This window comes from Candidatus Ozemobacteraceae bacterium (genome assembly GCA_035373905.1).
Lineage (GTDB): Bacteria > Muiribacteriota > Ozemobacteria > Ozemobacterales > Ozemobacteraceae > MWAR01.
This window is the reverse complement of record DAOSOK010000007.1, coordinates 109712-131637: the sequence shown is the minus strand read 5'-3', so window position 1 is coordinate 131637 and position 21926 is coordinate 109712. Positions and strand designations below refer to the sequence as shown.

Below are 21926 nucleotides of genomic sequence, written 5' to 3'. Positions count from 1 at the left end.
ATCATCCTTGTGTTGTCCGGCCGCTCAAAGCTTTTCGCCGATGCGGTTGCGCAGAATTTCCGAGGTGCCGTGGCCGATCTTGAGGAAGCGCGAGTCGCGGAAGAGGCGCTCGACGCGGCTCGGCTTGACGTACCCCGTGCTGCCCATCGCCTGCACCGCGAAATCGGCGACCGAGAACGCCGCTTCGGTGCAGTAGACCTTCGCCATGGCGGCCTGCGTGAAGAACGAGCCCTTCACGGCCGACTGCTCGACCGCGCGCCACACGTGCAGACGCGAAGCATCGATGCGCAGCGCCGCATCCGCGAACCTCCACTGGAGGCTCTGGAAGCTGCCGACCGGCTTTCCGAACTGTTTCCTTGTCTTGGCGTGCTGCGCGGCGTCATCGTAGGCCTGCTGGCCGAGCCCGGTGGCGATGGCCGCGACGCAGATGCGCAGCTCGCTCATGATCTGGTCATACAGGTCGAGACCGTAGCCGTAGACGCCGATCAGGGAGTCCGCCGGAACCTGGACCTTCTCGAAGCTCACCGGGGCGGCCTCGAGTCCGTTCATGCCCATGGTGTGATGGAAATCGCCCGCCTTCACGCCTGCCGATTCGCGCGGAATCGCGAACAGCGAGGTGCCGGTGCCTTCCTGCTCCTCCGTTTTCGCGAGCAGCAGGATATGCGAGGCGCGCCCGGCCCAGTTCACGTAGGCCTTGCCGCCCGAAACCTCGAAGCGGCCGTCCGGCAGCTTTTTGCAGACGGTGGCCATCGACTGGAGGTCCGACCCGGCTTCGCGCTCGGTCGCCGCGATCGAGAAGATCGATTCGCAGGCGGCGGCGGCCTTCGCAAGTTCGTCCTTGCGGGCGAAGTTGAACGCCCGTCCGTTCAAACGGATGCCGAGAACGACCTGCTGGGCGATCAGGAGGGCAACGGGCGGGCTGTGTCTGCCAAACTCCTCGAGCAGAAGGGAAAGCTGGAACATGCCCAGGTTCTCTCCGCCGAGATTCTCGGGGAGAAACGGCTTCAGGAGAGCGTTGCCCCGAAGCAGAGCAGGCAGGTCGTCGATGCGGCCGGTTGTGTCGATGCCGTCGGCGCATGGGCCGAGGACTTCCTCCGCCGTCGTCCGCCAGAGGGTCTGGCGTTGCAAATCCTTTTCGTCGAGCTCGAAGTTCACTGGGTGCGATCCTTTCTTTTACGCTCCGGCCGCGTCCGGCCGGGTACGATCATTCGTAGGTCCGGGCTTTTTCCTCGCCGCGCAGCACGCGAAGGGCGCCCAGGGCGAGGGCCGCGAGTTCGTCTTCGCCGGGAACGACCACGACGCGGCCCATGGATTCAATATACTGCTTTATATCATTTACGAGAATCGAACAATGCGCCGCCCCGCCCGTGATGACGATGGCGCGCAGCTTTCCCTTGAGAACGGCGAAATACGAGCCGATCTCCTTGGCGACCTGATAGGCCATGCCGGAGAGGACGGCGGCCGCTTCCTCGTCTCCGCTTTCGATGCGCTTCTCGATATCGATCAGGTTGCTCGTGCCGAGATAGTTCATCAGCCCGCCGCGACCCACGATCAACTTCTTCATCTCGGCATGCGTATACTTGCCGCTATAGCAGAGGGCCGCAAGGTCGAGGCTCGGCAGGGTGCCGGCGCGTTCGGGCGTGTAGGGGCCGGCTTCGAGGCCGTTGCTGACGTCCACGCAGCGGCCGGCCTCCATGGCGACGACCGAAATGCCGCCGCCGAGATGCACGGCGACGAAGTTGTCCGCGTTGAAGTCCCAGTTTTCCCTGGCGCAGACCTGGCGGATCACGGCCCGGATGTTGAGCGCGTGCCAGATGCTGCGGCGGGGAATTTCCTTCAGCCCCGAATACCGCGCGATATCGCGCATCTCGTCGACGACCACGGGATCGACGATGAACGCGGGGATGTCGAACTCCTTGTGGAACGAGTAGGCCAGCACGCCGCCGATATTGCTGGCGTGTTCCCCGTAGACGCAGGATTGGAGGTCCTCCGCCATCCTGGCAGAGACCGTGTAGGTGCCGCCGACCATGGGCTTGAGCAGCCCGCCGCGGCCCACGACGGCGCTCAGATCCGCCGGGGCGAGGCCCTGTTGCCGAAGAAAGTCGAGCATGACCTGGCGGCGCATCGGGACCTGGTCGAGGATCCGGGGATACGCTTCGAGGTCCTTGGCAGGGTGGTCCACCTTGCCGATCGCGACGGGCTTCTCGTTCTCGAAAAGGCCGAGCTTCGTTGAGGTGGAGCCGGGATTGACGACGAGAATTCTGATGGGAGCGCTCATGATTCCTTTCCTCGTAAAGCCAGGCGGAAGGGCTTCTCTTTTTTTCCGCACGTGCCCTTCATACGCCTGCCGGCCCGATGTGTGGCCGGGAAATCCGGCGCTGTCTCCGCCGGATGGAGTCGTTGTCCGAACGTATCTGCCAAACCGAAAACCTTTTCCAGACTGTCGAGAGTGAGAGCGTCAGACCGAGAGATTCCCTGCGAATGGTAGCATCGCCCTGGAAGCCTGTCAAATGAGCACGTGAAGCCGTGTTACTGCCAACCGCCGGTGAGGAACGGATTATGCACGGCTTCGTGCGACAGATTCGTCGATGGCCCATGGCCGGGAAGGGCGAGCCGGTCGCCGAGGGGCAGAAGTCGTTCCCGGATCGACCGGACGAGCTGTGCCCCATCGCCTCCGGGAAAATCCGAGCGGCCGATCGACCCTGCGAACAGGGCGTCGCCGGTGATGACGGCCTGGTCGAAGGCGATGGCAAGCCCGCCCGGCGTGTGCCCCGGAACGGCGATGACGCTTCCCCGGTCACGCCCGATCGCGATCTCGTCGCCGTGCCTGACCAGCGTTTCCGGCGGTCGCGCGGTGAACGCGGTATCGAGAAACAGCGACAGGTTCAGCCGGGCGTCTCCAAGCATGGGGGCGTCCTCCTGCGAGCAGAGCACCTTCGCCCCGGTGGCGGCCCGGACGGCCTCGAGGCCGGCGATATGGTCGGCGTGTCCGTGCGTCAGAAAAATGCGCGTCGTCGTCCAGGCCAGCTCCTTCAGCCGATTCATCAGCAGCGGGGCGTCCTCGGCCGGGTCGACGACGATGCCGTCGCCGGCCTGCGGATCGTAGACGAGATACGTGTTGACGTCGAGCGGGCCGAGCGTGAGGCATTCGATGATGAGGTTTCCCGAACGATACTGGTTCGTCATCGTTGTCATGCCTCGTCAGAGGTCGTTCTCATACATGATCGGCTTCAGAATGCCGATGAACGGCAGGTTTCTGTAGAAATCCTTGAAGTCGAGCCCGTACCCCACGGCGAACTCGCTTGGAAGCTCGAATCCGCAGTAGTCGATCTTGACCTCGCGCTGGTGGCACTGTGGTTTGCTGCAGAGCGTGCAGACCTTGAGACTGCGCGGATGCCGCGTCGCAAGCAGGTCGACCAGATACGACAGGGTCAGCCCCGTATCGACGATGTCCTCGACAATCAGGACATTCCTGTCCTCGATGCACTCGTTCAGATCTTTCAAAATCCGCACCACGCCAGAACTTTTCGTCGCGTGGCCGTAACTGCTGATGGCCATGAACTCGGTATTCACCGGAAGGTCGATGTGCCGGCACAGGTCGGCCATGAAGAGAAAGGCGCCCTTCAGCACGCAGACCAGGACGAGGCTTTCCCCTTTGTAGTCCTGGGTGATCTGTTTTCCGAGTTGGGCGATCCGTGTCTGGATCTCGTGCGTGGGGATAAGAACGCGTTCGATATCAGGATGAGGAGATTTCACGGCAGCTTGCCCCTCCGGGCCCACTCGATCGTGCGGCGCAACCCCTCGTCGAGGGCCACCTTGGGCTCCCAGCCGAGCATCGTTTTCGCTCGGGTGATGTCGGGGCGACGGCGCCTGGGGTCATCGACCGGGAGCGGCTTCGAAACGATCGGCAGCGCGCTTCCCGAGATCGCCAGGATGCGCTCGGCGAACTCTTTGATCGTGAGCTCGGTCGGGTTGCCGAGATTGGTGGGGAACTGGTCGCCGCGCTCCATGACGGCCATCATGCCGTCGACGAGATCGGAGACGTAGCAGAAGCTGCGGGTCTGTGAACCGTCGCCGAACAGGGTTAGCGGCTCGTTGCGCAGCACCTGCGAGATGAACGCCGGCACCACGCGGCCGTCGTTCAGGCGCATGCGCGGCCCGTAGGTGTTGAAGATGCGGATGATCCGCACGTCGACCTTGTGGTAATCGCGGTAGGTGACCGTCAGCGCTTCGGCAAACCGCTTCGCCTCGTCATAACAGGAGCGCGGGCCGACCGGGTTTACATGGCCCCAGTAGTCTTCTTTCTGAGGATGAATCTCGGGATCTCCGTAGACTTCCGAGGTCGAGGCGAGGAGTAGCCGCGCCCCGTGCAGTTTCGCCATGCCCAGCATGTTGTGCGTGCCGAGCGCGCCGACCTTCATCGTCGGGATCGGAAGCTTCTGGTAATCGATCGGGCTGGCCGGCGAGGCCAGGTGGTAGATGCGGTCGACCTTGTCGCCGAAATAGATCGGCTTCGTGATGTCGTGCTCGACGAGGGTGGCGGCGCCGCTCTCGAGATGCTTCGCGACGTTCTCGCGACAGCCGGTGACGAAATTGTCGAGGATGAGGACCTTGTGACCCTGTTCGATCAACCGGTCGACGAGATGAGATCCGATGAAGCCGGCTCCGCCGGAAACGACGATACGCATGAGGTGTCTCCTGGAAAAGTTCTGAGCCGTCATTCAATCATTCACGCCTTGAAAAATCAATGTCGATTTCTGGAACTTTCGCTTCCGGTTGCGGTCAATACCCTGTGCCCGAATGAAATCACCGGGCAACTGCGAATTCACCGGACTACCGGCTCGAGGAGGCATGACATGCATCGTACATATCGATCTCGTGACGTTCTGGCCGTCGTTTTCAGCCTGCTGCTGATCGTCGGCCTCGTCGGAACTCCGCTCGTGGCTTCCGCCGAACCAGGCCAGGCCGCGCGTGAACTCCAGATGGCGTTTACCACGGTCGCCAAAACCCTGAAGCCGAGCGTCGTCAACATCCGCGTCGAGCGCACCGAAGGAGGACAGGAGGGGCAATCTCTCGGGGAAGACGAGGAAGACCAATTCAGAGGAACCCCGTTCGAGGATCTGTTCAAAGACTTCTTCAGGAACATGCCGCGCGGCAGAAAATTCGGCCCGCGCACTCCTTTCAAGTCCGAGGCTGCCGGATCGGGCGTCATTTTCAACGCGAACGGAACGATCCTGACGAACAACCATGTTGTGAAGGGTGCTACGAAGATGACCGTCAAATTCCATGACGGCAAAGAAGCACCGGCCACCATGGTTGGCCAGGATCCTCAGAGCGATCTGGCTGTCATCAAGGTCAATGTGGACTTCCCGCTGCAGGCGGCCTCGTTCGCAGATTCCGACAAGATCGAGGTCGGCCAGTGGTGCATGGCTATCGGCAGTCCGCTCGGCCTCGAGCAGTCCGTGACCGTCGGCGTCGTCAGCGCTCTCGGACGCTCTGGAATAGGCGCAACGGCCATCGAGGATTTCATCCAGACCGACGCGAGCATCAATCCCGGCAACTCGGGCGGCCCTCTGGTCGATCTCGACGGCCGCGTGATCGGTATCAACACCCTGATCTTCGCCGCACCCGGCTCGGGCATCGGCTTCGCGATCCCCTCGAACATGGCGAGCCGCGTTGCAACGCAGATTTCCGAGACAGGTTCGGTCGAACGGCCGTACATCGGCATCACGATGCAGGCCGTGACGCCCGAACTGGCCGAGCATTTCTCGCTCGGCGACAAGAACGGCGCCGTCGTAATGGAGGTTAATCCCGACACGCCGTCCGCCAAAGCGGGCCTCCAGCAGATGGATATCATCCGTTCGATCGACGGGAAGGAGATCAGGTCGACCAGCGACGTTCAGAAGTACATTCTCAGTCGGAAGGTCGGCGACAAGGTTTCATTCGACATTCTCCGGAACGGCGAAAAGAAAACGATTCCGATCGTCCTCGAGCGCATGCCTCGCACCTTCGGACTGCGTGATCCCGAAGATCTGCTGCACCAGGAAAAAGGCTCGGGCAAAAAGGATGAGGAAGAACGCCCCTACAAGAGCCTCGGCTTCTCGTTCAAGGTGCTGACGCCGGAGCTGGCCGAGTCGATGCGGATCGAAAAAAAGTCCGGCCTCGTCGTCACGGATGTCGGAGAGAATTCCCCGGCGGCGGAAGCCGGATTACGGCCCCGGGACGTTATCACGCAGATCAACGGCAAGGCCGTTACCGACGAGGCGACTCTCGTTTCTGCGCTGAAAAGTCCCTCGGGCGCCAAGAAAAGCTCCGTGTTCGTCGTGATCCGGGAGGGCACCCCGCTGTTTCTGGTGATTTCGTCCGAAACCCCGAAAAAAGATTGATTTCCGCATGCCAAAAGCCAGTGTTGAATCTCCCTGTCGTTCTGAGCCTGTCCAAATACGAGAGGCGATCCTCCGTCGATAGGCTCAGAGCGAGCGGATGGCTTGCATTCCGGGAGATGCAATAGGCGCATCGTCAGATGGAAAAAGGCCGGCCGGTTCCTGCGATGAACCGGCCGGCCGTTTTTCCGAAACGACCGTTAAAAAAACTCAGGCTCCCGCCGATACTGGCACCATCATTCCACGCTCATGACCACCGCAGACCAGGAGCCGCAACACCATGATGAAGGAAGTCATTCTCGCGATCGCACTCACGCTGCTTTTTTCCGTCGGAGTCGGCGTGCTGTTCGTCCGTACCATCATGGAGATGCTGGAGTTGATGTTCACGAATACGCCCAGCCACCGCGAGCACCAGGGGCCTGAAAACAAGGGCGCCTGAGGTGGGCTCAGTTCTGCCTGAGCACGCCGTGAACCGAGCACCGGAACAGCCGGCGGCCATCCTTGTAGATAATCGAGTATTCGCCCCCGTCGGGACATTTTGGAATACTTGTCAGTATTTTTTCTGAGAGCAGTTTCTCGGGATCGTATTTGAACATCTTCTTGTTCGTCTTCTTGTCGTAATACAGGACGGCAAGGATCAGCGACTTCATGATCGAAAAGCAGCGAAGTTTCTGATCTGCCGAGTAGGCCGCGATTTTCTTCAGAACGTCCTTATATTTTCTCTGGGCGCGGCCGTATTCCGAGAACAGGAGTTTCTGATCCCTGATGTCGACCTGCGGCGAGTTGAAGCCGTTGATGTTCTGGATCAGCTGAAGGTACGAGCGCTGGAAGTCGGTATGGACTTCTTTGAACTGGAACTGCTCGAAAACGCTCCCGCTGGCAATCGTTGTCGGCGCCGACGCGACGGCTGAATGGCGTTCCGCTGAATGTTTCGGCGCGGGAACCGTCGGCGTTTCGGCCGTCCAGCACCCCGTAAGGAACACCAGGGCGGCAAGAATGGGCGCAAAAAACCCCGGGGCGGATCGCGCCCCGGAAATGCTGTGTTTCGCTTGTCGCTGATACAGGTGTGTATCCACGGAAATGACCGCCCATCCTAACAGTCCGGGAAAGGCGTGTCAATCCGAGCGTCGTCACGATGTTCATCCCGGACGCCACGCGATGCACATTTGCACGTTTCCCGCCACGATCGCCATGGGCGTTCCGCGAAGCGCCCCTTCCAGGGAAACGAAGCGGTGGGGCGGATTTCGGATTCGTCCGCGGTATCCCTGAAATCTCTGGCGCGGCTCATTCTGCATTTCTCTTTACATCGCCGGCTCAGGACGTGCGGCGATGTGTATCAGAGGCTTCGTTGCGCGGGGTTGCGATGAGTATGTTGAAGGGCGACACCCCCTGTGCTATACTCCCCCCACACTTTTTTCAAATTGAGGGGGATGCCAGATGGCCGATGAATCGAAGAAAACCGTATTCCGGAAAATCGTCGTGCCTGATGAGGAAAAGAAGAAGTATCTCGTCGGGAACACCCCGCCGTTCCTCGGCAAGCCGTATGAACTGTCGCCGGAAGACCTGACGATCGGCCGCGAAGAGGGGCGCTCCATTCAGATCCCCAGCGACATGGTGTCTCGCCTGCACGCCACGATCTGCTACAAGGACGGCGCCTTTTTCATCGTCGACAACGACAGTTCGAACGGCACGTATCTGAACAACAAGCAGATGACCCCGAACACGCCGGTCCAACTGAACCACAAGGACGTCGTGAAGTTCGATATATATGAATTCATATTCATCGACTCCGCCCGCGCGGACCTGTGGGAGACCCTCAAGCCCCTGAACCGAAGCGGCGCCCAGACCATCACGTTCTACAGTCCGAAGGGCGGAGCCGGCCTGACAAGCATCGTGTCCAACCTGGCGTATGCGATGGCTTCGCAGACGAAGAAAAAAGTCGCCGTGGCCGATTTCAACCTCCGCTTCGGCGACGTCCTGACGTATCTCGGCGGAAAGCCCGGCCTCGGGATTCACGAACTGATCCAGGAACCCGAAATCACGGGGGAAAAGATCGGTAAATTCCTCCGCCAGGGCCCCGGATTCGATTATCTGACCGCCCCCGTCAAGACGGAATACGCGGAGCTCGTGAAGGCCGACCACGTGAAGAAGATTCTCTGGAGCCTCGAAGCCAACCACGACTTCGTGTTCGTCGACTCCAAGAACGAGATCGACGACGTCTCGCTCACCACCTGGGAACTCTCGACCCAGATCTTCGTCGTCGCTCAGCCGGAAATCGGCCAGATGCTGGCGCTCAAGAAGATTCTCGACATCATGAACCAGCTCAAGTATCCCGAGACGAAGGTGAAGGTGCTCATCAACCGGCTGGGACGCCCCGGCACCCTTTCTTCCGAGGAGATCAAGACGATCGTCCGCCGCGACTTCATTTCTCTGCCGTTCTCCCCGGAAGACGCAGTTCTCACCTCGCACGGCGGTCAACTCTACGTGAAGGAACGGAGCTCCTCCCCCCTTTCCCAGGGGATCCTGAACATCCAGCGGACTCTCTGCGGCGAAGAAAAGATCGCCGAGGAAGGCGGAATTTTCAGCAAACTTCGCGCCGTTCTCGGGTTTTAACTGACGCTCCGTGGCAGACTATAACGGCAAGCGGGCCGGCAATTACACCATCGTCCAGAAACTGGGCGACGGGGGATTTGCCACCGTGTATCTCGCCCAGCACACGGTGCTCGAAAAAAAGGCGGCCGTCAAATTCCTTCTCGAGGAATGGATCAACGAGCCCGACGTCGTCAGCCGCTTCTTCGACGAAGCCCGAACCATGGAGCGGCTCAAGGAAAGCCCGAATATCGTCGAGATCATCGATATCGCGAGCAAGGAGATCTGCGAGCGCGAGGGGCTTCCGCCCTACTTCATCATGGAATACATCGACGGGAAATCCCTCGAGGCGAAGATTCACTCTGATGAGGGCTTCACGCTCGAATTCATCGTCGATGTTATTTCCACCGCCCTGAAAGCCTTGTCGCATTGCCATGCCAAGGGCGTCATCCATCGCGACATCAAGCCCAGCAACATCCTTCTGACCTCCGACGGCAGGGGCAAACTCACGGACTTCGGCATCGCCAAGGCGAAACTGAACACCAGCAAGACGGGGAGCGGTCTCACGCTCGGCTCGACCGATTACATGTCCCCCGAGCAGGCCCTCGGCAAGCGCGACATGGATCATCGGTCGGACATCTACTCGATCGGCGTCACCCTCTATGAAATGGTCGTCGGAACCCTGCCGTTCGTTTCCGACAACCCGAATTCCGTCGCCCTGATGCACATCCAGGAACCACCGAAGCCGCCGATCGAAGTGAATCCGGCCTGCCCGCCGCGCCTGAACAGTATTATTCTTAAAGCTATGGAAAAGAAGCGGGAAGACCGCTTCCAGACCTGCGAAGAGATGATCGAAGCCCTCAAGCGGATGGACGAACCGGAAGAGCCCGTTACCGCCGACGTCGAGAGCGTCGATCTTTCCACCATGCCGTCGGAGATGCCCGAAGACGGCCTGAAGGAAAAGACCGAGTCCGATATCGCCGATTCCGTCTCGAAACGGACGACGAAGGTGACGCAGGCCCTTGCCTCGCAACCGGTCCGCAACACGATGTTCATGGTCGGACTCGTCGTCCTCTTCACGATCTCCTTCCTCGGCGTGCTCAAGGGCTACATGGTGTATACCCAGGGCATTCTCGTCGTCGAGTCCGTTCCGCCGGGCGCTACGGTCCTGGTCGATGGAAAACAGATCGGCTCGAGTCCGTTTTCTCTGACGCTCGCTCCAGGCACCTACAAGATCGGTTACGATCTCCCGGGATACCATTCGCAGTCCGTCAGGGCCGATCTCCAGGCGCGCGCGACCCTCAGGATCAGCCGCCAACTCCGGAAAATCGTCGCGGATCTCGACAAGAAGGCCGCTGCCGTCTTCGACGATCTCCCGGCCGCAGGTTCCGTTGATCCGAAAAAAGCCAAGCAGGTTGCCCAGCAGCAGGACGCCCTTCAGGACATCGACCGGTTCCTCGACCAGTGGAAGCAGGAACCGGATGTCCATCTCGCCTGGGAACGCTATGCGGCGGAAAAGGGCTACCTGGCGCATGCCGAGCAGTATTACCAGGTTCGCTCCGCCCAGAACGCAGGCAACATCCTCTTCACGACGATGCTCGGCCGTATCCAGATGGCCCGCGGCAACATGAAGGAGTCGCTGGACACGCTCACGAAGGCCTGGTATATCGACCAGAATGATATCCTGATGCTGAACTCGCTCGGAGACTATTTCCGCAAGGAAAACAACAGGGAAAAGGCGAAGCAGTATTACGACCTTTCCCTGTTTCTTGATCCCGATCAGACGGCAATCCTCCAGATCGTAAAACAGCTGTAACAGGGGAGGGGAGGAACGTGGAATACAAGGTTTTCGGTAAATCCGATATCGGGAAGGTCCGCTCGAACAACGAGGACGCCTTCCTTACAACCGATAAAGACGGAGTTTTTCTCGTTGCCGACGGCATGGGAGGCCACAAAGCCGGTGAAGTCGCGTCGAATATCACCAGGGACGTGATCTCCTCGAAACTCATCCAGCAGGAGGTCGGCGACAACGTCGAGGCTCTGATCCGCGAGGCGTTCCTCGCCGCGAACGAGAAGGTGCGCGCGACCGCCTCGGGCAACACCGACCAGCAGGGGATGGGCTGCACCTGCGTTCTTCTCATGCTCCGCGATCAGAACTTCTTCGTCGCCCATGTCGGCGACAGCCGGATCTACCTCTTTCGGAAAGGCCAGCTCAAACAGGTCACCCGCGACCACTCCTACGTCGAGGAGTTGTTCATTCGCGGCCTGATCAACGAAGAGGAAAAGAAGGGCCACCCCTACCGCAACCAGATCACCCGCTATATCGGCTGCTCGTCGAAGCTCGAGGTCGACATCACATCCGGACCGGTATGGAACGGCGACGTGTTTCTGCTGTGCAGCGACGGCCTTACCGAGGAAGTGAAGGACGACAAGATCGAGGAGATTTTTTCGAAGAACCTCGAACCCGACGCAACGGCGAACATGCTCGTCGAAGAGGCCCTGAAAAACGGCGGCAGGGACAACGTGTCGGTCGTCATCGTTCAGGTGACGTCCAAGAAAACCAGCTTTTTCAAAAAACTCCTCGGCTGGTGACGGTTCGATACACGCCGGGCCCGTGATTCCATCGGAATCACGGGCCCGGTGTCCTTCGGGCCGAAAACGTTACAGGCCGAAGACGTCCTTGATCATCGAGAACATGTTCCAGGTGCCCTTGTCGGGTTCCTCGCCGACGAGGCACTGGCACAGCTTCTCGACCGACAGCTTGAGGGGCGAGTTTTCGGGCGTGTCGAGCACGAACGGCGACCCCTTGTTGATCGAGGGGATGACGATGTCGCCCTCGCTCGGGATGAAGTAGCTGATGGCATAGCGGAGCGAATTTTCGACCCTGGAGGGCTCGAGACCGAGCGTCTTGAAGGCTCGGTTGAGAACCACCTTCACCTTCTCGCGCGGGATTTTCATCCGCTGGAACAGCTCGAGGAGCAGTTTCGTGTTCTTCACGAAGGTGAGCTCCATCGTCATGATCAGCAGGATCAGGTCGCTGATTTCGAGGAGCCGGAGTTCGAGTTCCGACAACTGGTTATGCGTGTCGATGATGATGTAGTCGTAGTTCGTCCGGAGCGATTCAATAATCTGCTCTATAAATTCGATGCGGATCTTCTCGGCGTATTCCGGGAGCGGCGGCGGGAGCAGGACTTTCAAGCCGGATTTGTGGACGGTCAGCTGGCTTTCGATCTTCTCGGGTCTGAGCGGGCCGCCCTGTGTGAGTAGCTCGTAAATGTTCCTGTCGTTCGGCAGGCTGAGGAGGATCGCCTGGTCGCCGAAAGCCAGGTTGAGATCGAGCAGGACGACGCGTTTTCGCCACTTTTTCGCGAGCAGGACTCCCGTGTTCGCCGACAGGACAGATTTGCCGGCGCCGCCTTTGGCGTTGTAGAACGTGATCACCTGCCCGAGAGGCGCCTTGCTCATGCCCTGCTCGAGCAGGATCGATGCGCGTCGGGTGTACTGGTAGCGGAGTTCCCGGGCGAAGCCGGCGTTGAGGCCGATCAGGCGGAGAACGTCGATCTTGGGGATGAACAGGATCTGGAAGTCCTGATACCCGATCAGCGTGGTGAGGGCCGGGGTTCCGTTCAGGACTTCGACTTCGCCGTAGGTGTCTCCCGGATCGAGGGTGAAAAGCGTTTTCTTGCGGCCCTCGTGGGTCTTGACGACGGAAACCTGGCCTTCGACGACGAGCAGGATCTCCTTGACCTCCTCGCCTTCGAGGAGAATTTTCGTTCCGGAGGTGTATTTCTGGATGCGGCAGGTGTTCTTGAGCTTCTCGACCTCGTGGCGCGGAAGCGTGCTGAAAAACGGAAACGTTTTCAGGTCAATCATCGTGCGTACATCCTCTCGTGAATTTCACATGCGGAAGTATAAGAGAAGGGCCCCGTGAGCCGCAACTTTATTTCGAAGGGTGAAACTTTTTTGCGGGAGTTGGGGTAGAATAGACATAACTCGTCAGGGGAGAATCGCGTATGAAAGCCAGATACCTCATATTGTCACTTCTGATGCTCATGACAGCCGTCACGATGCCCGTCGTGGCAGGCGAGAACCCCTTCTCCGGCAAGCAGGTCAAGATAGACGACGAGGCGCAGGCCGCGACGGCACCGGCACTTCCCGTCATCAAGGAAGGCCAGCGCGTCAAGGGAACGATCGATGTCTCGACTTCGCTGAACGTGCGTTCCGGCCCCTGGGGCGAGGTCCTCGGATCGCTCGGCCCCGGCGACAAGGTCACCATCGTCGGCCAGCTCGGCGACTGGTACAAGATCGAATACAACGGAAAGACCGCGTTCGTGCACTCCACCTACGTGCTCCGCGACGGCGAGCCGAAAAAGACCCTTCCGAAAAGCGGATGGGTGAACGCCCGCCTCGGGCTCAACGTGCGGCGCGTCCCGGGCGGCGACATCATCGGCACCCTGAAAGACCAGCAATCCGTCGAGATCCTCGGCGCGACCAAGGATTGGTACAAGATCAAATACGGCGACAACGAGGCCTTCGTTTCCCGCCAGTATATCGACACCGACCAGCCGGCCGCCCCGGCCTCGAACGTCGAGAAGAACGACTTTATCGGATATGTAACGGCAGATATAGGTTTGAACGTGCGAACCGCCCCGTGGGGAGCGATCGATACCACCCTGCCATACGGCATCGCCGTGCGCGTCACGGGCAAGGTCGACGACTGGTACCAGATCGAATACAACGGGAAAACGCGGTATGTGCATTCCAATTATGTCACGAAGAATCGCAACGAGGTTACCGGGGGGCCCGGCTCTCCTTCGACCTCCGCTCCTCCGACGACGGCATCTTCCGGCTCTCTGCAGCAGAGAATCGTGTCTGAAGCCAGGAAGCTGATCGGCAGCACCAGGTTCAGGACCGCCGACGTCGATTATGGCAATCTCGCCTGCGCCAAGGTCGTCACCACGGCCCTCAAGAACGCCGGCGCGATCGACAGCGTCTCCCTCAACTGCCGATCGACGGTCGACATGCTTCACGCGGAGGGCTGGAAGGACGTTTCGGCGCCTCCCTACAAGGAAGGCGACGTCATTCTCTGGAAAACGTACGATTACACCGGCGACGGCGTGAAAGACCCCGACACGCACATCGGCATCATCGTGAAGGAAGGCAACAGCTACATGGCGATGAACAACTCGTCCCGTCTCCGCACGCCGCGCCTCTCCGAACCTTCGTCGATCGGGCCGGTCACCCGGGTCATGCGGAAAAGCTGAGCCGGTCTGTACATTCCGAAAACATCGAGGACAACATGCACGGGAACAGAACATCGAACCACTCGGGACTCGGGCTTCTTCTCGCCGGAGTTCTTGCTGTGACGGCCTGGGGGGCTCCTCCCGGTTGGCAACTCACCTACGGCACGGGCCCGTCCCAGGTCGGGTATTACAACGACAAGGTGAACCCGAAAATCGAGGAGGCGTCTCCCTTTGGACCCATGGCGTTCCGGCTCGACGATGGCGATCTCTGGCTGGCCGACTCGATCGGCGGCCGTCTCCTCTGGCTCGGCGCCGGCGGCGCCCTCAAGGGTGCGATGAAGGTGCCCGGCGTCGGAACCGACACGCTTCTCGAGGATATCGCCCTCGTCAAGAACCAGGCCGGCAAGGTCGAAGCCGCCTGGGTGGCTGACGGCGCTGACCTGTTCGTCAGGAAATTGTCGGTTCCGGCCGGCAGGGAAATCGCGCGGGTCGGCGGCAGAGGTCAGGAACCAGGCCTGTTCACGCAGATCCACCAGCTCGAGGTCGGCCCGACCGGAAGGCTGTACGTCGGTGATTTCGGCAGGGCCGTCATCTCGATTTTCGATCCCGCAGGGAAACTTCTTCGCGAGCTGCCATGGGAACGGTCGGGTTTCGCCGTCGATGCGCAGGACCGGCTCTCCACCATCGTGTATGTCGAGGGCGCAGGCTACGTCTGGCAGCGTTACTCAGCCGACGGCCGGCTCGAAAAGGCCGTCCATCTCGGTCTGCCGGCTCTTCAGAACCCCCGCCTCTGGTGGCATGAGCGGGACGGCGGGATCGCGGTTTCGTTCATTCCGGCCGGCGGGTTCCGAGGCGCGATTACGGTGTATTCGTTCGGTCCCGAAGGCGCCCTGCTGAAAAAGTTTTCCGTCAGGCCGCCCCAGGGCATGAACCGGTATCTCGCGCGCGGGGAAGACGGCGTTCTCTGGTGTGCCGCCGCCGACCTTGACAAGGCTCCGAAGGGCGCCTTCAGGATCGTGTCTCTGACCGCGGAGGGTGACAAGTGAAACGAACCGCCGAAGCAGTGTTCCTCGCAATCGCGCTCGCCTGTGCGACCTTCCCGGTTGCGGCGGCTCCCGAGGCGCCGAAATCTCCGGCGAAGGCGCAGACCGTCGATCCCTGGGCCGCCCTGAAAATCAGAAAGGAGACCGTGGCGACGCTTCCCGGCGTCGATTCAGGGGCTCTCGTAGGCATCAGGACCTGTGCGAAAACGGCCATCCTGGTGTACAGGGACGGCCGCGAATCCAGGACCGACCTCCTCACCGGAAAAACAACGCCCGCAACGCCTCTCGAAACCGCCGGAAAAACCGTGCTCGATTTCGCCCTGAGCGGCGACAAGGTCGTTGCGCTGCTATCCGACGGAACGCTGATCGGAGCGAAGCCGGCCGACTGGCCCGCCGGCCCCTTCGCCGCCGTCAGAATCGACATCGCGAACGGCGAGGGGTTTCTGTCGGGCGGCAAGAGCTCTTTCTATCTCGCTCCCCGGGCGACCGACTCCGTCGTCATACCAGGCAACTATCTCTCCATGCCGCTGCGGGACGGCTTTCTGTGGAGCATGACCCGGCCCGGCCTTCGTGCCTGGGAAGCGACGCTCATCGACGGGTTCGGCAATCAGATGAAGAAGATCTTCAAATTCTCCGCCGAGTTCGACCCGACCGGGATCTCGTTCGGACCGACCGGGCCCGAGGGCGAACTGCTCGTCTCCTACTACGTCGGGGCATCCCGCGAAGTTGCCCTCATCGGCCAGAACGGAAGGATGCTCTGGAAACTGCCGGTTTCCGCCCCCGTCTGCCCGCGCGATCTCGCCTGGGACGCCGGCGGGGCCCTTCTCGTGCTCGAACGCGACGGCAACGGCCTCGTCCTGAACAGGATCGCCTTCGAGGTTCCTCAGGGTTGATATAATATTGTATAATACAATACTCCCCGATCCGCGCGGACCGGGGAGTATTGTTTCACGTCGCGCTTGTGCTGAACCTGTCGAAGCGCGAATGCTCTCACCCGTCCACAGGCTCGGGGCGAACGGGGGTGTCATGTCGAAGCGGAAACACTAGATATTGCACGTAATACTCGTCGCCCAGCGTACGGGACGCATCGTCTGTCGCCGCTACGCATCATGAGCCGGAATACAACCAGAACGACTGCCTCTCGGCCGCGAACGCCTGATGTTCGGCGTTCGCACGGGCGACGATCTCGGACGGGGGAGCCCCGGCCAGCAGCGCTTCCCTGACCCAGGAATTGCCGGCGAGGTGGTCGAAAAACGGGTGCGGGAGGCTGGGTCGTGTCGTGAACTCGATACGTCCGGGATGCGATCGCATGAAGGCCGACAGGGTCATGATACCGATTCCGAACGCATCGTGCAGGAGCGGCGAGCCGGTGTCCAAGCGGATGCCCCGGCATGCCTCGCCCTCGAACTTCGAAAAGGTCGGCCTGAACGTGACCGGCGAGACGCGTACGTCAGCCGGCAGGAGCGGCGCGAGAGCTTCGATCCAGGCATCGGGGTCGGCCCACGGCGCGCCGAGAATCTGGAACGGCGCCTCGGAGCCCCGGCCTTCGGAGAGGTTCGTGCCTTCATACAGGCACGTGCCCGGGTAGAACCTGGCGGTGGCGGTCGAACGCATGCTCGGCGAGAGTTTCACCCAGGGAACGCCAAGCTGCTCGAAGGCGGTTCCGCGCCGATAGCCTTGGCACTGCCAGACGGTGAGGGCCGCCGCACGTTCGAGACGGGAATTCCACCAGCGGGCCAGCTCGCCCGGCGTGAGTCCGTATCGGAGCGGGATCGGAAGGTGTCCGACGAAGGATTCGAAGCCGGCCTGAAGCATCGGCCCCTCGACGTCGATGCCGCCCAGCAGGTCGGGACGGTCGAGGACGTGAAAGGGGATTTCGCGCTCCGCCGCGGCTTCCATCGTGTTTCTCAAGGTCGAGATATACGTGTAGAAGCGCACACCGACGTCCTGGATATCGTAAGCCAGCAGGTCAATGCCGTTCAATTCCTCCGCCGACGGCGTTTTTCGGGGACCGTAGAGGCTGTGGATGGGAACGCGATACCTCTGGTGCGTCGAGCTCGCCACGGCTTCGCCGTCCGGCGCATCCGCCCCGAAACCGTGCTCGGGGGTGAAGATGGCTGTCAGCTTGAGGCGGGGGTGATCGGCGAGCCGGTCGACGAGGTGGACGCCGCGCCGGTCGAGAGCCGTCGCGTTGGTGACGAGGCCGAGACGCCCGCCGACGTCGGTCGCCGAGAGAAACGCTTCGAGCCCGTAGTCAAACGTGGTCATGCGGGTGGGTCCTGAGATAGTCGGCGACGAGATACAGCGACCCCGTCACGAGGATCGTGCCGGACGCGGCGCCGGCGTTGAGGGCGGCATCGAGCGTTTCGTGCAGTACCCAGCGGGGGTCCGACGGAAGAACCAGCGCCCGGAAATCTTCCGGGGAAAGGGCTCGCGGGGTCGACGGCGCGACGAACGCCAGCGAGTCGGCGCGTTTCGCCAATTCGGCCGCCATGCGCGAAACCGGTTTCTTCTGCAGGGCGCCGAAAACGACGTGGAGCGGCCGCTTCGGGGGAAACGCGTCGAGATATGCCGTGAGCGAGGAGAGTCCTTCCTCGTTGTGCGCACCGTCGAGCAGGACGGGGGGCGCGCCGTCGATCCACTGCAGTCGCCCCGGCCAGCAAACAGATTCTACACCTCCTGCTATATCATCGGGCGGAAGGTCGAACCCGTGCTTCCGGAGACAGGCGATCACTTCGAGGGCGATCGCGAGATTCTTCAGCTGGTGCTCGCCGGGGAGCGGCAGGAAGGTTTCCGCATCGCGGCCGTCGAGGATCAGCCGGTGCCCCGTCGGTGTGCTTTCGAGGAGTCTGAAGCCCCGGGAGTTTCCGACCGGATGCAACGGAATCTTCTTTTCGCGGCAGACATCGCCGAACAGCCGGAGGATTTCCGGGTCGGATTCACCGGTGATCAGGGGCACCTTGGGGCGAACGATGCCGAGCTTTTCTCGGGCGATCGAGGGACGATCGCTGCCGAGAAGCTCCTGATGATCCGTTCCGATGTTGGTGATGACGGATACCTCGGGGTGAATGATGTTCGTGGCGTCGAGCCTGCCCCCGAGGCCGACTTCGACGAACGCGAGATCGCGGTCCGTTTCGCGGAACGACCACAGGGCCAGGGCCGTGATGATCTCGAAAAAGCTCGGGGCTCCGATCGAGGGCTCGCGTTCCATCAGTTTCACGATATCCAGAAGGGCTTCGACGCCGCGGGCCCATTCCGCCTCGGGTAGGTGGCCCGTCTGGATGCGAATGCGTTCGGTTAGCGAGACGAGATGGGGCGAAACGGTTGCGCCTGTCTGGTAGACGTTTCCCGAAGCAACCATCGACTCGAGAAGGACCGTGACCGATCCTTTCCCGTTCGTGCCGCCGATGACGACGCAGGGCACGTCATGCTGGGGGTTGCCGAGTCGCTCGGCCAGGAACTCCATGCGGTGAAGCCCGAAGGGGCCCGTGATGAGATCGCGGCTGCTAAGCCACTCGATCGCGCTCGTGAAGTCCATGTGCGTTCTTTCCGACAACAAAATATGCCTCGTCCGAGGCGCCGCCACTATAGCAGAAACGAGGCACCGGGAAAAGCTCGGAACCCGGGGGCTTCTCCGAGAGTCGGTGAATTCCATCATGCCGAGGCCCCGTTTCGCAATCTCGAGCCTGTCGAAACCCGAGAGGCTCTCGTCCATCGACAAGCTCAGGGAGTTCGTGGAATGTATGTTCGAACGACACATTCAGAGGGAAGAAAAGGTTTGTTCTTACCGCAGGCCTTGAATCTGCCGATGTGAGTATAGTACTCTGCCGTTTTCACGTATTGTGGGAGCATTTTATGATCAGACCGCATGAGCAAGAGCCTCTCGAAACGCAAAACATCGACGACGTCGAGAACGACGACGAAGAAGAGTCCCTGTCCGTAACCCAGTGGATCATCGGGTGGCTCTGGTTTCTCTTCAAACTCGGATTCGCCCTGACCGTCATCGCGATCATCGTCGTGACGGGCGCCATCATCGGAATCGTCAAGGGATTTTCCGAACAGATCCCCATCGTCTCTGACCGCTCCTACCGGCCGAACCTGACCACCCAGTTGTTCGACTGCAAGGGCCGCCCCCTGGCGTCGCTCCATGCCGAAGAGAACCGCACGCGCATACTCGCGGCGAACGAGATTCCCGACAAGATGCGCCATGCCGTCATCGCGATCGAAGACGAACGCTTCTATCAGCATTACGGCATCGACGTCGTCGGCATCATGCGCGCAATGGCGAAAAACGTGCAGGCGGGAAAAGTCGTGCAGGGCGCTTCCACGCTCACCCAGCAGTTGGTGAAGAACGCGTTCCTCACAAGCGAGAAGACGCTGAAACGCAAACTCATCGAGGCGATGATGGCGTTCCAGCTCGAGCGTAAATACTCCAAGGAAGAGATCCTGACGCTGTATCTCAACGAGATCTACTTCGGACACGGGGCCTACGGCCTCGATGCCGCCTCCCGGATTTATTTCAACAAGGATCCGAAGGACCTGAACCTGCTCGAATGCGCCGCGCTCGCCGGCATTCCGAAAAGCCCGGTCGCGTTTTCCCCGTTCAAATATCCCGAGAACAACCGTCAGCGCCGCGAGCTCGTCCTCGCGAAGATGGTCGAGCTCGGCTTCATTTCCCCGGGCGAATACGAAGAGGCGAAGAAACTTCAGCTCGTTCTCGCCAAAGAAAAGACCGAGACGATGCTCGCGCCGTATTTCGTCACCTACGTGCGCGACAAACTCCTGGAAAAATACGGCGCGAATTTGGTCTATAACGGTGGTCTGAAGGTCTATACCACCGTCGATATCGATTATCAGCGATATGCCGAAGAAGCCATGGATAACGCCGAAATCATGAAATCCCGGCCGATCGAGAAAGACCCGGGTATGAACGGGTCTCTGGTCTGCATCGACGTCAGGACCGGCCACATCAAGGCCATGTACGGCGGCCGCAGTTTCGAACGCTCGCAGTTCAATCGCGTCTCTCAGGCCCTGCGCCAGCCCGGTTCGTCGTTCAAGCCCTTCGTCTACGGTTGCGCTCTCGAAAACGGGGCCCTTCCCGGCGACATCATCGTGGACGAGCCGATCAGTTATACCAACCCCTGGACGCACAAGGTCTGGGCACCGAAAAACTACGATCTCAAGTTCCACGGTCCGGTCACCCTGATCAAGGCCGTCACGAACAGTTTCAACGTGCCTGCGGTGCGCGTGCTCGACAAGCTGACGGCGGCGAAAGTCATCCGGTTCGCCCGGAAACTCGGCGTCAGCTCGCCGATGGAACCGAACCTCTCGCTCGCCCTCGGATCGGGCCAATTCACCCCCCTGGAAATGGCCTCCGCATACGCCGTCTTTGCAAACCAGGGAATCTACACGACGCCGGTCGCCATCACAAAGGTCGAGGACCGCGACGGCAACATCCTGGAAGAGTCCCTGCCGCATGCCCGCGAGGTAATGAAGGCCGTTCATGCCGCCATGCTCGTCGATATGCTCCGCTCGGCCGTCGAGAAGGGAACGGGAAAGCGCGCCATGGTTCCCGGCCATGCCGTTGCCGGGAAGACCGGCACCACGAACGATTACGTCGACGCCTGGTTCAACGGGTTCACGCCTGAACTCGTGACGATCGTCCAGTTCGGATACGACATGCCCAAGACGCTCGGCGCCAAGAAGGCCGGCGGCACGGTGGCGGCCCCGGTCTGGCACGATTTCATGGTAAAGGTTCTCAAGGATTATCCGAAAAGCGATTTCCCCGTCCCCGACGGCGGCGTTCGCCTGAAAATCTGTATGACGAGCGGAAAGCCGGCTTCGCCCGGTTGTCCGAAGGAAGTCGTCAACGGCCAGGTGTATCCCATCGAGGCCGTGCCGAAAAACGAGTGCCACATCCACTCCGGCGGCGGCACGTTCGCGATCGATAACGAGGAAGGCGTGGAGTTCGCGTCGGGCCTCACCGCCGATACGGTCTCTCAGAACTTCGCTCCCGATCCGGACTTTTTCCAGGCCGACTACCGGAAGCCCGACGTGCCCGCCCGAACGGGGAACGTCCAGCCGCCGATGGTCGGCGTCGCTCCTGGGTATGTCGCGGATGACGAGGAAGATGGCGACGACGATTTGGCCAACGCCGAGGCCGTCGGCGACGACGAGGAAGAGCAGAACGAACCGCGCGAGCCCGGCGTTTTCATCCAGCCCGAGACGCCGGCCCGGTAACGGAATATATCTTTTACGATATGTGGTGTCGCCGCACGGTCGGATGACGTTTCTCCGATATGTCGCGGAGGATACTGCTCATCGCAAACGTAACACGACACTCATCCCGTCTCGATGCCGTTCGTGCTGAGCTTGTCGAAGCACGAAAGCTCTCGCCCTTCGACAGGCTCAGGGCGAATGGCCGTATCATGTTAGGGCGCATACGATATATTTCACACGCGATAGTTGTCGCCTATTGAGTCCTGCATATCAAAAACCAGCTTCGTGTCTCCGTTCGTGCTGAGCAAGTCGAAGCACGAGGGCTCTCGCCCTTCGACAGGCTCAGGGCGTACGGGGTATCTTCCCGCGGTTTGCGCTCTCAGTGATGGGGCGCCGCGATCACTTCCGGATGCCATCGGGCGCGCGAGCCGGAGCAGTCCCTGAATTGG

At 60.7% G+C, this 21926-nt stretch carries 18 protein-coding genes; 9 read left to right on the top strand and 9 right to left on the bottom strand.

Features of this window, described 5'->3' with window-relative positions; translation table 11 throughout:
* Positions 1-24: 24 nt before the first annotated feature.
* The 5 genes from PLU72_05240 to PLU72_05220 all read right to left on the bottom strand — a co-directional run bounded on the left by PLU72_05240 (position 25) and on the right by PLU72_05220 (position 4688).
* Complete coding sequence (locus PLU72_05240) at positions 25-1155, bottom strand: acyl-CoA dehydrogenase family protein (protein HOT27571.1); 1131 nt, start codon at positions 1153-1155, stop codon at positions 25-27.
* A gap of 49 nt (positions 1156-1204) precedes the next feature.
* Positions 1205-2278 carry a butyrate kinase gene (gene buk / locus PLU72_05235; protein ID HOT27570.1) on the bottom strand — a complete coding sequence of 358 codons (1074 nt, stop codon included), beginning with the start codon at positions 2276-2278 and terminating at the stop codon, positions 1205-1207.
* Positions 2279-2529: 251 nt separating this feature from the next.
* Complete coding sequence (locus PLU72_05230) at positions 2530-3195, bottom strand: MBL fold metallo-hydrolase (protein ID HOT27569.1); 666 nt, start codon at positions 3193-3195, stop codon at positions 2530-2532.
* A gap of 6 nt (positions 3196-3201) precedes the next feature.
* Positions 3202-3756: a hypoxanthine phosphoribosyltransferase gene (gene hpt / locus PLU72_05225; GenBank protein HOT27568.1), complete on the bottom strand. Its 555-nt coding sequence runs from the start codon at positions 3754-3756 to the stop codon at positions 3202-3204.
* On the bottom strand, positions 3753-4688 hold the full coding sequence (locus PLU72_05220; GenBank protein HOT27567.1) for an SDR family oxidoreductase: 936 nt from the start codon (positions 4686-4688) through the stop codon (positions 3753-3755). The genes hpt and PLU72_05220 overlap by 4 nt, the downstream gene beginning before the upstream one ends.
* A gap of 168 nt (positions 4689-4856) precedes the next feature.
* On the opposite strand from PLU72_05220, the gene PLU72_05215 reads away from it, so the two are divergent.
* Positions 4857-6386, top strand: coding sequence for a PDZ domain-containing protein (locus tag PLU72_05215; protein ID HOT27566.1), 1530 nt, complete (start codon positions 4857-4859; stop codon positions 6384-6386).
* 277 nt (positions 6387-6663) lie between these two features.
* Positions 6664-6822 (top strand): hypothetical protein, encoded by a 159-nt coding sequence (locus PLU72_05210; protein HOT27565.1) that lies wholly within the window; start codon positions 6664-6666, stop codon positions 6820-6822.
* Between the two features lie 7 nt (positions 6823-6829).
* On the opposite strand, the gene PLU72_05205 is transcribed toward PLU72_05210, so the two are convergent.
* Positions 6830-7459 (bottom strand): hypothetical protein, encoded by a 630-nt coding sequence (locus PLU72_05205; protein ID HOT27564.1) that lies wholly within the window; start codon positions 7457-7459, stop codon positions 6830-6832.
* A gap of 361 nt (positions 7460-7820) precedes the next feature.
* Here PLU72_05205 and PLU72_05200 point away from each other — a divergent pair, with 361 nt between their 5' ends.
* Genes PLU72_05200 through PLU72_05190 form a run of 3 tightly spaced genes read left to right on the top strand, consistent with a single transcriptional unit; the run spans position 7821 to position 11564 of the window.
* Entirely contained in the window at positions 7821-8996 is a 1176-nt protein-coding gene (locus PLU72_05200) for an FHA domain-containing protein (GenBank protein ID HOT27563.1), read from the top strand.
* A 10-nt stretch (positions 8997-9006) separates the two neighbouring features.
* Positions 9007-10788 (top strand): protein kinase, encoded by a 1782-nt coding sequence (locus tag PLU72_05195; GenBank protein HOT27562.1) that lies wholly within the window; start codon positions 9007-9009, stop codon positions 10786-10788.
* A 17-nt stretch (positions 10789-10805) separates the two neighbouring features.
* Positions 10806-11564: a Stp1/IreP family PP2C-type Ser/Thr phosphatase gene (locus PLU72_05190; protein ID HOT27561.1), complete on the top strand. Its 759-nt coding sequence runs from the start codon at positions 10806-10808 to the stop codon at positions 11562-11564.
* Between the two features lie 69 nt (positions 11565-11633).
* Here the strand turns inward: PLU72_05190 and PLU72_05185 are convergent, their stop codons facing one another.
* Positions 11634-12845, bottom strand: coding sequence for an AAA family ATPase (locus PLU72_05185; GenBank protein HOT27560.1), 1212 nt, complete (start codon positions 12843-12845; stop codon positions 11634-11636).
* A gap of 140 nt (positions 12846-12985) precedes the next feature.
* Here PLU72_05185 and PLU72_05180 point away from each other — a divergent pair, with 140 nt between their 5' ends.
* The 3 genes from PLU72_05180 to PLU72_05170 are packed head-to-tail and all read left to right on the top strand — an operon-like array spanning position 12986 to position 16151.
* The gene (locus PLU72_05180; protein HOT27559.1) at positions 12986-14236 is read left to right on the top strand and encodes an SH3 domain-containing protein; all 1251 of its coding nucleotides are present in this window, start codon (positions 12986-12988) and stop codon (positions 14234-14236) included.
* A gap of 35 nt (positions 14237-14271) precedes the next feature.
* Entirely contained in the window at positions 14272-15261 is a 990-nt protein-coding gene (locus PLU72_05175) for a hypothetical protein (GenBank protein HOT27558.1), read from the top strand.
* A complete protein-coding gene (locus PLU72_05170) occupies positions 15258-16151 on the top strand; it encodes a hypothetical protein (protein ID HOT27557.1) in 894 nt (297 codons plus the stop codon). Before PLU72_05175 ends, PLU72_05170 begins: the two co-directional genes overlap by 4 nt.
* 214 nt (positions 16152-16365) lie before the next feature.
* Here the strand turns inward: PLU72_05170 and PLU72_05165 are convergent, their stop codons facing one another.
* Positions 16366-17526, bottom strand: coding sequence for a DUF1343 domain-containing protein (locus PLU72_05165; GenBank protein ID HOT27556.1), 1161 nt, complete (start codon positions 17524-17526; stop codon positions 16366-16368).
* Complete coding sequence (locus PLU72_05160; protein HOT27555.1) at positions 17513-18796, bottom strand: folylpolyglutamate synthase/dihydrofolate synthase family protein; 1284 nt, start codon at positions 18794-18796, stop codon at positions 17513-17515. The genes PLU72_05165 and PLU72_05160 overlap by 14 nt, the downstream gene beginning before the upstream one ends.
* Positions 18797-19113: 317 nt before the next feature.
* Between PLU72_05160 and PLU72_05155 the strand changes: the two genes are divergently transcribed.
* Complete coding sequence (locus tag PLU72_05155; protein HOT27554.1) at positions 19114-21498, top strand: penicillin-binding protein 1A; 2385 nt, start codon at positions 19114-19116, stop codon at positions 21496-21498.
* The last annotated feature ends 428 nt before the right edge of the window (positions 21499-21926 follow it).

Bases quoted from the DNA above. Each gene is read 5' to 3' on its own strand.
- buk (HOT27570.1), bottom strand. From the start codon at position 2,278: ATGAGCGCTCCCATCAGAATTCTCGTCGTCAATCCCGGCTCCACCTCA.
- PLU72_05230 (HOT27569.1), bottom strand. From the start codon at position 3,195: ATGACAACGATGACGAACCAGTATCGTTCGGGAAACCTCATCATCGAA.
- PLU72_05220 (HOT27567.1), bottom strand. From the start codon at position 4,688: ATGCGTATCGTCGTTTCCGGCGGAGCCGGCTTCATCGGATCTCATCTC.
- PLU72_05215 (HOT27566.1), top strand. From the start codon at position 4,857: ATGCATCGTACATATCGATCTCGTGACGTTCTGGCCGTCGTTTTCAGC.
- PLU72_05210 (HOT27565.1), top strand. From the start codon at position 6,664: ATGATGAAGGAAGTCATTCTCGCGATCGCACTCACGCTGCTTTTTTCC.
- PLU72_05200 (HOT27563.1), top strand. From the start codon at position 7,821: ATGGCCGATGAATCGAAGAAAACCGTATTCCGGAAAATCGTCGTGCCT.
- PLU72_05185 (HOT27560.1), bottom strand. From the start codon at position 12,845: ATGATTGACCTGAAAACGTTTCCGTTTTTCAGCACGCTTCCGCGCCAC.
- PLU72_05180 (HOT27559.1), top strand. From the start codon at position 12,986: ATGAAAGCCAGATACCTCATATTGTCACTTCTGATGCTCATGACAGCC.
- PLU72_05175 (HOT27558.1), top strand. From the start codon at position 14,272: ATGCACGGGAACAGAACATCGAACCACTCGGGACTCGGGCTTCTTCTC.
- PLU72_05165 (HOT27556.1), bottom strand. From the start codon at position 17,526: ATGACCACGTTTGACTACGGGCTCGAAGCGTTTCTCTCGGCGACCGAC.
- PLU72_05160 (HOT27555.1), bottom strand. From the start codon at position 18,796: ATGGACTTCACGAGCGCGATCGAGTGGCTTAGCAGCCGCGATCTCATC.
- PLU72_05155 (HOT27554.1), top strand. From the start codon at position 19,114: ATGATCAGACCGCATGAGCAAGAGCCTCTCGAAACGCAAAACATCGAC.